The sequence below is a fragment of the Mesorhizobium sp. C372A genome (assembly GCF_030323245.1).
In the GTDB taxonomy this organism is placed as follows: domain Bacteria; phylum Pseudomonadota; class Alphaproteobacteria; order Rhizobiales; family Rhizobiaceae; genus Mesorhizobium.
Genome location: NZ_CP100475.1, coordinates 3,831,383 through 3,845,431, shown reverse-complemented (window position 1 = coordinate 3,845,431; position 14,049 = coordinate 3,831,383). Strand labels below are relative to the sequence as shown.

The 14,049-nt window shown below is 63.8% G+C and carries 12 protein-coding genes and 1 tRNA gene; 7 read left to right on the top strand and 6 right to left on the bottom strand.

Going from position 1 to position 14,049, the window contains the following annotated elements; genetic code table 11:
- Nucleotides 1-114: 114 nt before the first annotated feature.
- The 4 genes from NLY42_RS18260 to sucD are packed head-to-tail and all read left to right on the top strand — an operon-like array spanning nt 115 to nt 4,411.
- Nucleotides 115-1,305 (top strand): aminotransferase class V-fold PLP-dependent enzyme, encoded by a 1,191-nt coding sequence (locus NLY42_RS18260; RefSeq protein WP_023753463.1) that lies wholly within the window; start codon nt 115-117, stop codon nt 1,303-1,305.
- A 12-nt stretch (nt 1,306-1,317) separates the two neighbouring features.
- On the top strand, nt 1,318-2,292 hold the full coding sequence (locus tag NLY42_RS18255; RefSeq protein WP_023753464.1) for an HpcH/HpaI aldolase/citrate lyase family protein: 975 nt from the start codon (nt 1,318-1,320) through the stop codon (nt 2,290-2,292).
- 18 nt (nt 2,293-2,310) lie between these two features.
- Nucleotides 2,311-3,495 (top strand): malate--CoA ligase subunit beta, encoded by a 1,185-nt coding sequence (locus tag NLY42_RS18250; protein WP_023753465.1) that lies wholly within the window; start codon nt 2,311-2,313, stop codon nt 3,493-3,495.
- A 16-nt stretch (nt 3,496-3,511) separates the two neighbouring features.
- Nucleotides 3,512-4,411 (top strand): succinate--CoA ligase subunit alpha, encoded by a 900-nt coding sequence (gene sucD / locus NLY42_RS18245; protein WP_023753466.1) that lies wholly within the window; start codon nt 3,512-3,514, stop codon nt 4,409-4,411.
- Between the two features lie 27 nt (nt 4,412-4,438).
- Here sucD and NLY42_RS18240 read toward each other — a convergent pair whose 3' ends face one another.
- Nucleotides 4,439-5,371, bottom strand: coding sequence for a TauD/TfdA dioxygenase family protein (locus NLY42_RS18240; RefSeq protein ID WP_023685215.1), 933 nt, complete (start codon nt 5,369-5,371; stop codon nt 4,439-4,441).
- A gap of 399 nt (nt 5,372-5,770) precedes the next feature.
- On the opposite strand from NLY42_RS18240, the gene NLY42_RS18235 reads away from it, so the two are divergent.
- Nucleotides 5,771-6,850 carry a sensor histidine kinase gene (locus NLY42_RS18235; protein ID WP_023753467.1) on the top strand — a complete coding sequence of 360 codons (1,080 nt, stop codon included), beginning with the start codon at nt 5,771-5,773 and terminating at the stop codon, nt 6,848-6,850.
- A gap of 235 nt (nt 6,851-7,085) precedes the next feature.
- On the top strand, nt 7,086-7,319 hold the full coding sequence (locus NLY42_RS31825) for a GcrA family cell cycle regulator (protein ID WP_081726058.1): 234 nt from the start codon (nt 7,086-7,088) through the stop codon (nt 7,317-7,319).
- A gap of 200 nt (nt 7,320-7,519) precedes the next feature.
- Here NLY42_RS31825 and NLY42_RS18230 read toward each other — a convergent pair.
- Nucleotides 7,520-7,604 (bottom strand) — tRNA-Leu (locus NLY42_RS18230).
- A 338-nt stretch (nt 7,605-7,942) separates the two neighbouring features.
- Between NLY42_RS18230 and lipB the strand changes: the two genes are divergently transcribed.
- Entirely contained in the window at nt 7,943-8,686 is a 744-nt protein-coding gene (gene lipB, locus NLY42_RS18225) for a lipoyl(octanoyl) transferase LipB (protein ID WP_023753468.1), read from the top strand.
- Nucleotides 8,687-8,705: 19 nt separating this feature from the next.
- Here lipB and NLY42_RS18220 read toward each other — a convergent pair whose 3' ends face one another.
- The 4 genes from NLY42_RS18220 to proS all read right to left on the bottom strand — a co-directional run bounded on the left by NLY42_RS18220 (nt 8,706) and on the right by proS (nt 13,770).
- Entirely contained in the window at nt 8,706-9,956 is a 1,251-nt protein-coding gene (locus tag NLY42_RS18220) for a peptidase M50 (RefSeq protein WP_023753469.1), read from the bottom strand.
- 441 nt (nt 9,957-10,397) lie between these two features.
- A complete protein-coding gene (locus NLY42_RS18215; RefSeq protein ID WP_023753470.1) occupies nt 10,398-11,102 on the bottom strand; it encodes an ABC transporter ATP-binding protein in 705 nt (234 codons plus the stop codon).
- Nucleotides 11,099-12,337 carry a lipoprotein-releasing ABC transporter permease subunit gene (locus tag NLY42_RS18210; protein WP_027050260.1) on the bottom strand — a complete coding sequence of 413 codons (1,239 nt, stop codon included), beginning with the start codon at nt 12,335-12,337 and terminating at the stop codon, nt 11,099-11,101. The genes NLY42_RS18215 and NLY42_RS18210 overlap by 4 nt, the downstream gene beginning before the upstream one ends.
- A gap of 104 nt (nt 12,338-12,441) precedes the next feature.
- Entirely contained in the window at nt 12,442-13,770 is a 1,329-nt protein-coding gene (proS, locus tag NLY42_RS18205) for a proline--tRNA ligase (RefSeq protein ID WP_023735912.1), read from the bottom strand.
- Nucleotides 13,771-14,049: the final 279 nt, after the last annotated feature.

Genomic DNA, 14,049 nt, shown 5'->3' with positions numbered 1-14,049 from the left:
GTAGGCAACCCCCACCCGCGCGCGGCAAGATGTTACCCCTTGAGGTGTTGTTGCCTTTAGCCGTCGAGACGAAACTCCCCTCACCGCTTTGCTGGATCAGGAGGAGTTCGCGACATGGCCGGTTTCACCCATCTTTTCATTCCCGGACCGACCAACATCCCCGAACGGGTCCGGCAGGCGATGAACCTGCCGATGGAAGACATGCGTGCAGCATCCTTCCCCGATCTCACGCTACCGCTGTTCGAAGACATCAAGACGGTGTTCAAGAACGAGACCGGCCGCGTCTTCATCTATCCCTCCTCCGGCACCGGCGCCTGGGAAGCGGCGATGACCAATGTGCTCAGCCCCGGTGACCGCGTGCTGATGTCGCGCTTCGGCCAGTTCTCGCATCTGTGGGTCGACATGGCCGAGCGCCTCGGCTTCGAGGTCGATGTCATCGATTGCGACTGGGGGACCGGCGTGCCGCTCGAGCTCTATGCCGAGCGGCTCAGCGACGACAAGGCGCATCGCATCAAGGCAATCTTCTGCACGCAGAACGAGACGGCGACCGGCGTGACCAGCGACGTCGCCGGCTGCCGCGCCGCGCTCGACGACGCCAACCACCCTGCTTTGCTCTTCGTCGACGGCGTCTCGTCGATCGGCTCGATCGACTTCCGCCAGGAGGAATGGGGCGTCGATTGCGCCGTCAGCGGCTCGCAGAAGGGTTTCATGCTGCCCGCCGGCCTCGGTTTCCTCTCCGTCAGCAAGAAGGCGCTGGTGGCCTCGCGGAGCGCCACGCACCGCCGCTGCTTCTTCTCCTTCGAGGACATGATCCGCGCCAACGATGCCGGCTACTTCCCTTATACGCCGGCTACACAGCTGCTGCGCGGTCTGGGCGCCTCGCTCGACCTGATCGCCGAGGAAGGGCTGGAAAACATCTTCGCCCGCCACCATCGTCTCGCCGAAGGCGTGCGCAAGGCAGTCGACGCCTGGGGCCTGAAGCTCTGCGCCAAGGCGCCGAAATGGCACTCCGATACGGTCAGCGCCATCCTGGTGCCGGACGGCGTCGACAGCGGCGATGTGGTCAAGCGCGCCTACCAGAAATACCAGACCGCGCTCGGCGGCGGCCTCAACAAGGTGATCGGCAAGGTCTTCCGCATCGGCCATCTCGGCTGGCTGAACGAGGTGATGGTGCTGGCCTCGCTCTCGGCCGCCGAAATGGCGCTGCTCGACTGCGGCGTACGGCTGGCGCCCGGCTCCGGCGTCGGCGCCGCCATCCAGCACTTCCGCGCCTCGGCCGCCGTGCCGGTCGCCGAAGCCGCTTGAGGGGAGCCGACGATGAGCCACACCATCAACCATCTGAAAAAACTGCGGCTGCAGCGCAGCGAGCTGGCCGTTCCGGGCTCCAGCCCGGAGATGATCGACAAGGCCGCCAACAGCGCCGCCGACTTCATCTTCCTCGACATCGAGGACGCCGTTGCCCCACCCGACAAGGAGCGCGCCCGCAAGAACATCATCCAGGCGCTCAACGACATCGACTGGCGCGCCAAGGGCAAGACCGTCTCGGTGCGCATCAACGGCCTCGACACGCACTACATGTACCGCGACGTGGTCGACGTGATGGAACAGGCCGGCGACCGGCTGGACACCATTTTGGTGCCGAAGGTCGGCGTGCCGGCTGACCTCTACATGGTCGAGGCCATGGTCAACCAGATTGAGATGGCAAAGGGTTTCAGGACCCGCGTCGGCCTCGAAGCGCTGATCGAGACCGCGCTCGGCATGGCCAATGTCGAGGCGATTGCCGCGACACCCGGCCGGCTGGAAGCCATGCATTTTGGCGTCGCCGATTATGCGGCAAGCTGCAAGGCGCGCACGGTCAACATCGGCGGCCTCAACCCCGACTATCCCGGCGATCAGTGGCATTTCGCTCTGTCGCGGATGACCGTCGCCTGCCGCGCCTATGGCTTGCGCGCGATTGACGGGCCGTTCGGCGACTTCTCCGATCCGGAGGGCTACATCGCCGGCGCCAGGCGCGCCGCCGCCCTTGGCATCGAAGGCAAATGGGCAATCCATCCCTCGCAGATCGCGCTAGCCAACGACGTCTTCTCGCCACCGGAAAAAGAGGTGACGCGCGCCAGGCGCATCCTCGAAGTGCTGAAGGAGGCGGAGGCGCAGGGCAAGGGAGCAGCCGCACTCGACGGCAAGATGATCGACGCAGCGTCGGAACGCATGGCGCGCAATGTTTTGGTGGTCAACGAGGCAATCGAACGGGCCAGCCAATTCTCTAGCGAGCCGCGTGTCGCCGCGCATTGACCGTTCAGGGAGGACAAAATGGACATCCACGAATATCAGGCCAAGGAACTGCTGGCACGCCACGGCGTGCATGTGCCGCGCGGCGGGCTGGCCTACAGCCCCGAGCAGGCGACCTACAGGGCGCGCGAGATCGGCGGCGCCAAATGGGTCTTGAAGGCGCAGGTGCATTCCGGCGCCCGCGGCAAGGCCGGCGGCATCAAGCTCTGCGCCAATGACGAGGAGATCTCCAACGCTGCCGAAGCCATGCTCGGCCGCAAGCTGGTGACACAGCAGACCGGCCCGCGCGGCAAGCTGATTTCGCGCCTCTATCTCGAGGAAGCCGTCGACATAGCGCAGGAGCTCTATGTCGGCTTCGTCCTCGACCGCAAGGAAGAGCGCGTCATGATCGTGGCATCGGCTGCCGGCGGCATGGAGATCGAGGACATCGTCGAAAAGGCGCCGAACTCCATCCTGCGCACATCGGTCGATCCCGGCGTCGGCATGCAGCGTTTCCAGGCGCGCGAGATCGCCTTCGGGCTCGGCCTCGACCACAATCTGATCGGCAAGGCGACCGAAACCATTTTCGCCTGCTATCAGGTGTTCCGCGACTACGACGCCTCGATGCTGGAGATCAATCCGCTGGTGGTGACCCGCGACGGCAATTTGATCGCGCTCGACGCCAAGATGTCGTTCGACGAGAACGCGTTGTTCCGACGGCCGGAAATCTCCGAGCTGCGCGACAAGAGCCAGGAAGACCCGCGCGAGACCTTCGCCAGCGACCGCGGCCTCTCCTATGTCGGCCTTGACGGCAACATCGGCTGCATCATCAACGGCGCCGGCCTCGCCATGGCGACCATGGACATGATCAAAATCGCCGGCGGCGAACCGGCCAACTTCCTCGACATCGGTGGCGGCGCCTCGCCCGAGCGGGTGGCCAAATCCTTCCGCGCCGTGCTCGGCGACAAGAATGTCGAGACCATACTGGTCAACATCTTTGCCGGCATCAACCGCTGCGACTGGGTCGCCGAAGGCGTCATCAAGGCGATACGCGAGGTCGGCGTCAACGTGCCGCTGGTGGTCCGTCTCTCCGGCACCAGGGCCGAGGAAGGCCGCCGCATCCTGGCTGATTCCGGCGAGGCGGTGATCGTTGCCGACACGCTGGCCGAAGCCGCCGAAAAAGCCGTCGCCGCCTGGCGCGCGGCCACCAAGAAAAAAGCAGCCTGAGGGGGAGGTCGAGAAAATGGCAATCCTGCTCAACCGCAGCACCCGCGTCATCGTCCAGGGGTTCACCGGCAAGATCGGCAGCTTCCATGCCGAAGACATGAAGCGCTACGGCACCAAGCTGGTCGGCGGCGTCACGCCCGGCAAGGGCGGCCAGAAGCATCTCGGCCTGCCCGTCTTCAACACGGTCAAGGGCGCGGTGCGCGAGACCCGCGCCGAGGCCAGCATCGTCTTCGTGCCGCCGCCCTTTGCCGCCGATTCGATCATGGAAGCGGCGGACGCCGGCATTAAACTCTGCGTCTGCATCACCGACGGCATCCCGTCGCAGGACATGATGCAGGTCAAGCGCTACATGCTGCGCTACCGCTACGAGGACCGCATGCGGCTGATCGGCCCGAACTGCGCCGGCGTCATCACGCCCGGACAGGCGCTGATGGGCATCATGCCCGGCAGCATCTATCTGCCTGGCCGCGTCGGCATTGTCGGCCGCTCCGGAACGCTCGGCTACGAGGCGGCGTCGCAGATGAAGTCGCTCGGCATCGGCGTCTCGACCAGCGTCGGCATTGGCGGCGACCCGATCAACGGCTCGTCCTTCAAGGACATGCTGAAACTGTTCGAACAGGATGACGACACCGACGCGGTGGTGATGATCGGCGAGATCGGCGGACCGCAGGAAGCCGAAGCGGCCATCTGGGCGCGCGATAGTATGCGCAAGCCCCTGATCGCCTACATCGCCGGCCTCTCCGCCCCCAAAGGCCGCCGCATGGGCCACGCCGGCGCCATCATCTCGGCCTTCGGCGAGTCGGCGCAGGAGAAGGTCGAGATTCTAAAGGACGCCGGGGTGATCATCGTGCCGACGCCGTCGTCGTTTGGCGAGGTGGTTGCAGAGACACTATCACGTATGAAGAAGGCCGCCTGAACAGCGGCCTTCGCGTTCGACCGCGCCTCATGCCGCCTTGTCGGCTGCCGGCTTCGCGACCTTGGTGCGGGTGGCGCTGCGGCGGCCGTCGACGCTGACCGGAATGTCGCCGTCGACCGTGGCGCGACGCACCACCCGGTGCTGGTCGCCGTAATCGTTGACGGCGTAGTGCTGCGTCGCGCGGTTATCCCAGATCGCCACATCGCCGGCCTTCCAGCGCCAGCGCACGGTGTTCTCCGGCGCCGTGACATAGGACTGGAACACCTCGTAGAGCTTCGCCGAATCGCTTTTGGAAAGACCGATCAGCCGTTGCACGAAATTGCCGAGCAGCAGCGAGCGCTCGCCTGTTTCGGGATGGACGCGGACAACGGGATGCTCGGTCTCGTAGATCGTCGAGGTGAAGATTTCCTCGAAGTGCTTCTTTTCCGCAGCACTCGCACGCGGCCGCACCGCGGCGTAATCGTAAGCGTTGCTGTGCACCGCCCAGAGATTGTCGGCCAGCAGCTTCAACGGCTCGGGCAGGTCCTGATAGGCGGCCGCGGTGTTCGACCAGATGGTGTCGCCGCCGGCCGGCGGTATGACGACGCCGCGAAGAACGGAGAATTTCGGATAGGCGTCGACGAAGGTGACATCGGTATGCCATTGGTCGGCGCGACCGCCGCCACGGCTGGAATCGAGTTCGAGAATGGACGCCGTTCCCTTGACGGGACCTTGGGTCGGATGCGGGACGAGGTCGCCGAGACGCTGGGCAAAGCGCTCCTGCTCGGCATCGTCGAGATGCGCCTGGTCGCGGAAGAACACCACCTTGTGCCGCAACAGGATCTGGTTGATCGCCGCGACCGTCTGCTGCGGCAGGTCGCCGGAGAGCCGAATGTTCCTGATCTCTGCGCCGACGCGTCCGGTAAGCGGGACAATATCGGCATCCGGGATGATCTGCTCTACGGGGGTAAGTCTGGTCATGGGAACCTCTTCCTCTAAAGCCGCGGGCTGGTGGCAATGCTCCGCCGTCTGCCGGCCGCATAGCGATCGGCGGAGCAACTCCCTCATCGGGAGCCGACTTGCTTGGCAACGAGAGCACTGATCTCAACTCAGGAGGCGAAGGCCGCCAAGGCTTGCGAGCAGTACCGAGATCCCATTCAAAGCGTAATTCTACAAATTCCATAGACATTTCTTTTCAAAGTTCGGCGGCCCTGAGAAAAATGCCTTCTGTCCAATTCGTTCGTGAGCGGCAGGCGGTGGAGCGCTGCGCGACGCGGCCCGCACCAGTAGTGACGCTGTCGTATCCCCTTCGATATTGGAGATGGCGGGTGAATTGCATGCCTGATATTGATGGCTTCCACGCATCACGCAGGCGCCGAGATGACAGACTCCGATAAGGCTGACGCTGTCGAGCAATTGCTCGATACGCCTGACCTCGCCACCGCGCTGGAAAGCGACCAGTTCAAGAAATTTCTCGACCAGATGCCGATCGCGATCGCCGTCTCGGAATTGATCGCGAAGGAACGTGTCGTCTACGCCAATCCCGAATTCGAGAAGCTCTCGGACCTCAAGGCGCCGAAGCTTGCGCGGGAAAACTGGGCGGCCCTTTCCGGCAGGGGGCTTCATCGGCAGAAGGACAGGCCGCTCGCCGAGGCTGTCGTTGAAGACACCGATTTCGTCGGCACGTTTCGCCTCGAGCGCGGCGAGGACAAGCCGGCAATCGTCGACGTTTATTCCAACGTTATCGAGGACGACAACGGCAAGCTCTGCTTCCGGCTGGTGGCGCTTGTCGACGTCACGGCACACGGTGAGACCGAGGACGCGCGACCCGCGGAGGAGCTCATCCGGGAGAAGGACACCCTGTTGCGCGAACTGCAGCATCGGGTGAAAAACAATCTGCAGATGATCACCGCTTTGATCCGGATGGAAACCCGCAACGCCACCGAACCGGACCAGAAGCGTTTCGAAAGGCTTGCCGGCCGGGTAGACGCATTGGCAATCCTCTACCAGACATTGTCGGCTGACGAGCAGAAGGATGAGGTGGATCTTGGCGTGTACCTTAGCCAGATCGCGTCCGCCGTCATGGCGTCGCACGCAGTCGAAGGTATCCGCCTCGACCTTAAGGTGGATACCTATCCGGTATCCATCAACGTTGCCATGCCGACAGGCCTGGTCGTCAATGAGTTGCTGACCAACGCTCTCAAACATGCATTCGTCGGGCGCGATGGCGGCACGATCACGCTGCACAGCGTCGTCAGCGGCGATGGTTGCCGGGTGACTGTCGCCGATGATGGGATCGGTCTGCCGACGGGTGAGACCTGGCCCAGGCCCGGCAAGCTCGGCTCCTTGATCGCGCGGTCGCTGACCGAAAATGCCAAGGCGCAATTCGACGTCAAGTCGAGTGCCGGCGAGGGAACCAGGGTCACCATCGTCTTCAAGCGATCGGCGGCGACGGACTGAGGCTATGCAACGGCGCGCCGGCAAATCCCGGTCGGACAGGTGCTTCGGGCGCTCGCGGGTGTGGCCTTAAGTCGCAAACGATTTGGCTGCAGAAGCGGGGCGCCGGGCTTCTTTGACGGTGCGATCAGCACCATATGTGGTCCACAGCCCTCCAAAACGAGAGAAGCTCGCTCCGACCGGTCGCATCGCGGCCGTCAGCCGGCAATGGCTATGAACCAGGAAACTGAAAACCATCATGCGTGAAAATATCAGACCAGCGTCGAGAGACGTCCCCCTCATTCAGCTAGGCCTGCACCAGTGCCGCTTCCCGGTGAGCGAAGACCGGTCGGTACCCGGTGGTTACCGGTTTTGTGCCGGGCCGACGTCGCCGGATCGCGTCTACTGCGATCACCACCACACCGTCGTGACGGCCGTTGACCCTCGTCGAGCCCGTCCGGGTCTCCATTTCCCGCAACGACGCGCCGCTTAGGTCAACCACATCCCCTGCCCCGCCACCGGCAAAGCCGGGGACTCAGGTGCAGGAGGCTGGCCGGTGCGAGCCAAGCGGCGTTCGCGTGCGGCTCTGCGACCTCATGTTGCAACTCTGCTGCGGCCGGTTCAAGCGCCAAAGGCGATGATTTGGCGTCGACGGCCTGAGAAGCCGCAATGATTTCAATGGCCGAAAAATTATGGTGCGGTCGAGAAGACTCGAACTTCCACGGGTTGCCCCACAGCGACCTCAACGCTGCGCGTCTACCAATTCCGCCACGACCGCCCGTGGTAGGAGCCGGAACGAACCGGCTCGCGGCGTGTAGCAAATCGTTTCCTGCGAAACAAGGGCGCGGCGCGCAATAATCGCCGCGAATTGGCATATCGGCCTCTACAGCGCCGCGCGTCCTGTGGGACGCGCAAAGGACGCTGCAGCACTTTGATTTGGCGCATGATCCTTTCCGAAGATCGTTCCTATCTTCGGGGTCGTGCGCGAAGGCCGAAATGCGTGGCGAACTGGACGTTTCAGCCGGATACCGCCATATGAAGGGCAAATGCATTTGGCCCCAGAGCGCAAGGCGGTTTCGCCAAGCCGGCGTGCATCACGCGAAAAACGAAAAAGCCATGACCGAACGCAGCCAGATCGCCACGTCGTTCCTGCCCTTGCCGGGTTCGGCGCCGGTCGAATGGCGCATCGAGCCCGGCCTGACCGGCTACACCGATGCGCTGGCCCTGATGGAAGCGCGCGCCGAGGCGATCCGCGCGGGTGCAGCCGCCGAGATGGTCTGGCTGGTCGAGCATCCGCCGCTTTACACCGCCGGCACCAGCGCCCGCATCGAGGACCTAATCGACCCCGACCGTTTCCCGGTCTTTGCCGCCGGACGCGGCGGCGAATACACCTATCACGGGCCGGGGCAGCGGGTTGCCTATGTCATGCTTGACCTGAAGCGCCGGCGTGAGGATGTGCGCGCCTTCGTCGCCGCGCTCGAGCAGTGGATCATCGGCACGCTTGCCGCCTTCAATGTACGCGGCGAACGCCGCGAGGACCGCGTCGGCGTCTGGGTGGTGCGGCCCGAGCGCCCGTCCCTGCCCGACGGCTCGCCGGCCGAAGACAAGATCGCGGCCATCGGCATCCGGCTGCGGCGCTGGGTGAGCTTTCATGGCATCGCCGTCAATGTCGAGCCGGATCTCAGCCATTTCAGCGGCATCGTGCCATGCGGCGTGCCGGACCACGGCGTCACCAGCCTGGTCGACCTCGGCTTGCCCGTGACCATGGCCGATTTCGACCTGGCGCTGAAATCCGCCTTCGAGGATGTTTTCGGGGCAGCGAAGTCAACTTCTGCAGAGCCGGTCCGCAAGGCCGGCTGAGTCTCGCCTCGACCAACGCTCAAAGCAACCGCGCCGAGGCCCACAACAGCCCGAAACCGTGAATGGCGAAGACGGCCAGCAGCGCGCCGGCCATGGCGAAACGGTCGAAGATGCGGATCGGCTTCAATTCGTGGCGCGGTTTTACCCCGCTACCCACTGTCATCAGGCTGAGGATGGCAAAGACGGCGCCTGCCACAAGCAGAAAGCCTTGGGAAAAACCAGCGAGCCAACCCACCGCCAGCAAGGCCGACAGCAAAGAGAAAGACGCCAGCGCAAGCGCGACCGGCCCCGGGCAGATCTGGCGCAGCACCTGACCGCCGTCGAATTTCCACACCGGCACCAGATTGGCGATGTTGAACAGCGCGGCAAAGCCGGCAAGCGTCGCCAGAAGGGCGGCGGCGAGCCGATGTCCCTCGCCGGATGCGAGCCCGCTGGCGACGATCAGCAGCGGTACCAGGAACGCGGAAAAACCAGCGCCCATCAGCGCCACGAAGGCGACCTCGAAGCGGCTGTCATAAGGCCGGCCACCAATGGCGAGGCCGCCGAGCAGCGGAATAAAAATCATCCGCGCCTTGCGATGACCGGTCAGCCGAAAGGCCGCCATGTGGCCGAACTCATGCAGGGCGACCACCGAGGTCAGGATCGCGGCCAGCGCCAGGCCGCCGAGATTGAGCCCGAAGAACGGCCACAGGATGAAAGCCGAAAGAACGGCGAAACCGACCTGGCTCAGCGGATGCTCGAACCAGCCGCCCTTGCGATATTGTCCGGTCCTCGCCCAGACCTCCAGCTTGCCGAGCTCGCGGCGCATGGCGAAGTAGCGGAACACCAGGAAGGCGACGCCGCGATAGCGATCGGTCTGGCTGAGCGTCACCCGCGTGCCGGCACCTTCCGAGGTGAGTTCAGTGGTCTCATAAAAATCCTTCCAGAACGACGCGTCGAGCGCGGTATCCTCGATGACCCGCATCGAAAAACGACTGCCTTCGACGACGTCCTCGAAGCGCGACCCGCGCTCGATCGGCTGGCCGTCGCGGCCTTCCCAGGACAGCAGGATGCGGGTCGTGCCCTGCCCGTCCAGCGGCTGGGCCTTCAGTATCTCGCCGGACCAGCCGGCATCACTGCCGAGCGGCCACAGCGCCTGCCAGAGGCGCTGCCGGTCCACGGCAACCACGCGGCTCAGCCGCACCGTGCGCAAACCGAGCGGCGCGGTCATCAGAAGGAAAATCAATCCGAGATTACCGGCCACGAGAAGGGCCGTCACGATCGGCGACACCTGAGGTTTTTGCTCCCTGTCTTGGCGGGGCAGCCTAGCGTCATGGCGGCAAGAAAGGCTTAACGGCACAGCGCCTTCCTGCCCGCCTAAAACAGTGCGGCGAACCGCAGTTGCATCACATGGCGCCGATCCAGACAGCCATGGAAACCAGAAACGCACTCATGCACACCAACGAAACGACGTCCTGAACAAGATCGCTCATAACTCTCTCCTGTTGTTGATATGTTCGTATTTTGTTCTAACTTTGTTCGAAAGTCAATGAGCGGAAAGCGGCATGCCGACGAATCCTGACAGCCGGTTTGGGCAGGGTTAAGGAAAGGTTGACGGGGTGACGGCAGTGCTGACGCAGGGCGCATCGCATGCCTTTGCGATCGGCCGAGACGCACCAATCACTTCGTCATCCTAGGGCGGAGCAAGGAGCGCAGCGACGCGGCGCAGACGCTAGGATGACGAAGTTGGGGCCCACAACGGAACGACCTTGCCGTCCGCCAGCGTCACCCGGCGATCCATGCGCGAGGCGAGCTCGTGATTGTGGGTGGCGATCAGCGCGGCAAGGCCGGACTGCTTGACCAGCGCGCCGAGCGCCTCGAACACATAGGACGCGGTGACCGGGTCGAGATTGCCGGTCGGCTCGTCGGCCAAAAGCAGCAAGGGCGCATTGGCGACGGCACGGGCGATGGCGACGCGCTGCTGTTCGCCGCCGGACAGCTCCGACGGCCGGTGCGAAGCGCGCTTGCCGATCTGCATATAGTCGAGCAGCTGTGCTGCGCGCTCCGACGCCTCCTTGCGCGAAAGCCCTTTGATCAGCTGCGGCATCATGATGTTTTCGAGCGCCGAAAACTCCGGCAGCAGATGATGGAACTGATAGACGAAGCCGACATCGTTGCGGCGGATCGCCGTGCGTTCGTCGTCGGAGAGCCGTCCGCAGGCGCGGCCGGCCAGAATGACGTCACCGGCATCGGGGCGCTCGAGCAGGCCCGCCGTGTGCAGCAGCGTCGACTTGCCGGTGCCCGACGGGGCCACCAGCGCCACCATCTCGCCGCGCTTCAGCGAAAAGTCGGCGCCGTTCAAAATGGTGAGCTTGCGCGGCCCCTGGACATAGTGCCGCTCGACGCTCTTCAGCTCGATAATGATCTCGGACTTCATTCGTATCTCAAGGCCTCGACCGGATCGAGCCGTGCGGCGCGCCATGCCGGAAACACGGTTGCCAGGAAGGACAGGCCGAGCGCCATCAGGATGACGTAGGTGGTCTCGCGTGGGTCCATCTTTGCCGGCAGTTGGCTGAGGAAATAGAGTTCCGGATTGAACAGCACCTTGCCGGTCATCCAGGAGAAGAACTGGCGGATGGATTCGATGTTCGTGCAGATGAGAACCCCGAGCAGCACGCCGGCGAGCGTGCCGGTGACGCCGATCGCAGCACCCGTCATCAGGAAGATGCGCAGGATGGCGCCGCGCGAGGCGCCCATCGTGCGCAGGATGGCGATGTCGTGGCCCTTGTCCTTCACCAGCATGATCAGGCCGGAGATGATGTTGAGCGCCGCCACCAGCACGATCAGCGTCAGGATCATGAACATGACGTTGCGCTCGACCTGCAGTGCCGAAAAGAAGGTCTCGTTGCGCTGGCGCCAGTCGACCATGTCGATCGGCCGTTGCGCCGCCGCATCGACCAGCGGTTTCAGCGCGTCGACATTATCGGGATTGTCGACATAGATCTCGATCGTCTGCGCCCTGCCGTCCATGTTGAAATAGAGCTGCGCTTCGGAAAACGGCATGTAGACGATGGAGCTGTCATACTCCGACATGCCGACCTCGAAGATCGCCGCCACCTTGTAGCCCTTCAGCCGCGGCGTCGTGCCCATCGGCGTCACATCGCCGTCCGGCGAGATCAGCGTGATGGTGTCGCCGAGCACAAGGCCGAGATTCTCCGCCATGCGCTTGCCGATGGCGACGCCATCGCCGGAGTCGAAGCCGTCAAGCGTGCCTTGCTTGACGTTTTGGGCGACGATGGCGATCTTGCCGAGGTCTTCGGCCCTGATACCGCGCACCAGCGCGCCCATGCCGCCGCCGACATTGCCTTGCGCCAGCACCTGGCCGTCGATCAGCGGAATGGCGTATTTGACGCCGGCCACGCCGTTGATGCGGGCGGCGACCTGCGCATAGTCCTCAAGCGGCGAATCCAGCGGCTGCACGATCAGATGGCCGTTGACGCCGAGGATGCGGGTCAGAAGTTCGGCTCGAAACCCGTTCATGACAGCCATGACGACGATCAGCGTGGCGACGCCCAGCATGATGCCGAGGAAGGAGATCGAGGCGATGACCGAGATCACCGTCTCCTTGCGGCGCGACCGCAAATAACGCCAGGCGACCATGCGTTCGAACATGGAGAACGGGCCGGCGACCGGAGACTTGGTGACCGGAGACTTGGCGACCGGAGACTTGCCAACCGGAGACTGGGCTACCGAAGACTTCGCTGCCGCGGCTTCGCTCATGCGGTTGCACCGAAGCGTTTCCTGGCCTCCGCGACCGGCAGCGTCTCGCGCTCGCCGGTCCGGCGGTTCTTGATCTCGATCTCGCCGGCGGCCACGCCGCGCGGCCCGACGATCACCTGCCAGGGCAGGCCGATCAGGTCGGCGGTGGCGAACTTGCCGCCCGGCCGCTGGTCGGTGTCGTCGTAAAGCACATCCTTGCCGGCGCCGGTGAAGGCGGCGTAGAGCTCGCCGCAGACGCGGTCGCACTCGGCGTCGCCGGCCTTCATGTTGATCAGGCCGATGTCGAACGGCGTCACCGCTTCCGGCCAGATGATGCCGTTGTCGTCATGGCTGGCCTCGATGATCGCCGCCACCAGCCGCGACGGACCGATACCGTAGGAGCCGCCGGAAACGAAATGATCCTTGCCGTCGGGCCCGGTCACCTTGGCGCCCATGGGCTTGGAATATTTGTCGCCGAAATGGAAGATGTGGCCGACCTCGATGCCGCGTGCCGAGACCCGGTCGGCCTCGCCAAGCTTGTCCCAGGCCGCCTCGTCATGCATCTCGTCGGTGGCGGCGTAAGGCGTCGTCCACGTCTTGACGATGTCGGCGATCTCGCCGTCATTGCCGAAGTCGGTTTTCTCGCCGGGCACCTGGAGCGACAGATATTCGCGGTCGCAATAGACCTGGCTCTCGCCGGTGTCGGCCAGGATGATGAATTCATGGCTGAGATCGCCGCCGATCGGCCCGGTGTCGGCCCGCATCGGAATGGCCTGCAGCCCCATGCGCGTGAACGTTCGGAGATAGGATACGAACATGCGGTTATAGGCGGCCTTCGCGCCCTCGAAATCGAGGTCGAAGGAATAGGCGTCCTTCATCAGGAATTCGCGTGAACGCATGACGCCAAAGCGCGGACGCACCTCGTCGCGGAACTTCCACTGGATGTGGTAGAGGTTGAGCGGCAAATCCTTGTACGACTTGACGTAGGCGCGCACGATCTCGGTGACCACTTCCTCATTGGTCGGACCGTAGAGCATGTCGCGGTCCTGCCGGTCCTTGATGCGCAGCATCTCCTTGCCATAGTCGTCATAGCGGCCGCTTTCGCGCCACAGATCGGCCGACTGGATGGTCGGCATCAGGATTTCCAGAGCGCCGGCGCGGTTCTGCTCCTCGCGGATGATGCGGCAGACCTTGTCCAGCACCAGCTTGCCCAGCGGCAGCCAGGAAAAGCTGCCCTGCCCCTGCTGGCGGATCATGCCGGCACGCAGCATCAGCCGGTGCGAGACGATCTCGGCCTCGCGCGGATTTTCTTTCAGGATGGGCAGGAAAAACTGCGACAAACGCATGGACAGGTCCGTGAGAGAGGAGGCTGCGCCGGAATCGGCGCGGCTGGCTTGCTTGCCCCGGCTTCATAGCTATTTCGTGACGGAATGGAAACCCGACCGGCCGCATCGGTCCGAAATCGCAAAAATCGATTCTTCTTCCAAAGACCTTCGCACCGAAAACGATAATGCTTTTGATGCAAAATGATGACCCTGACTCCGAAGTGCTCACACACGCTTTGCGCGTCCGGGCGACGCGGCACACCTGACCAGATTAAGGCGGCAGCCCCGGTGTTGTTCGTT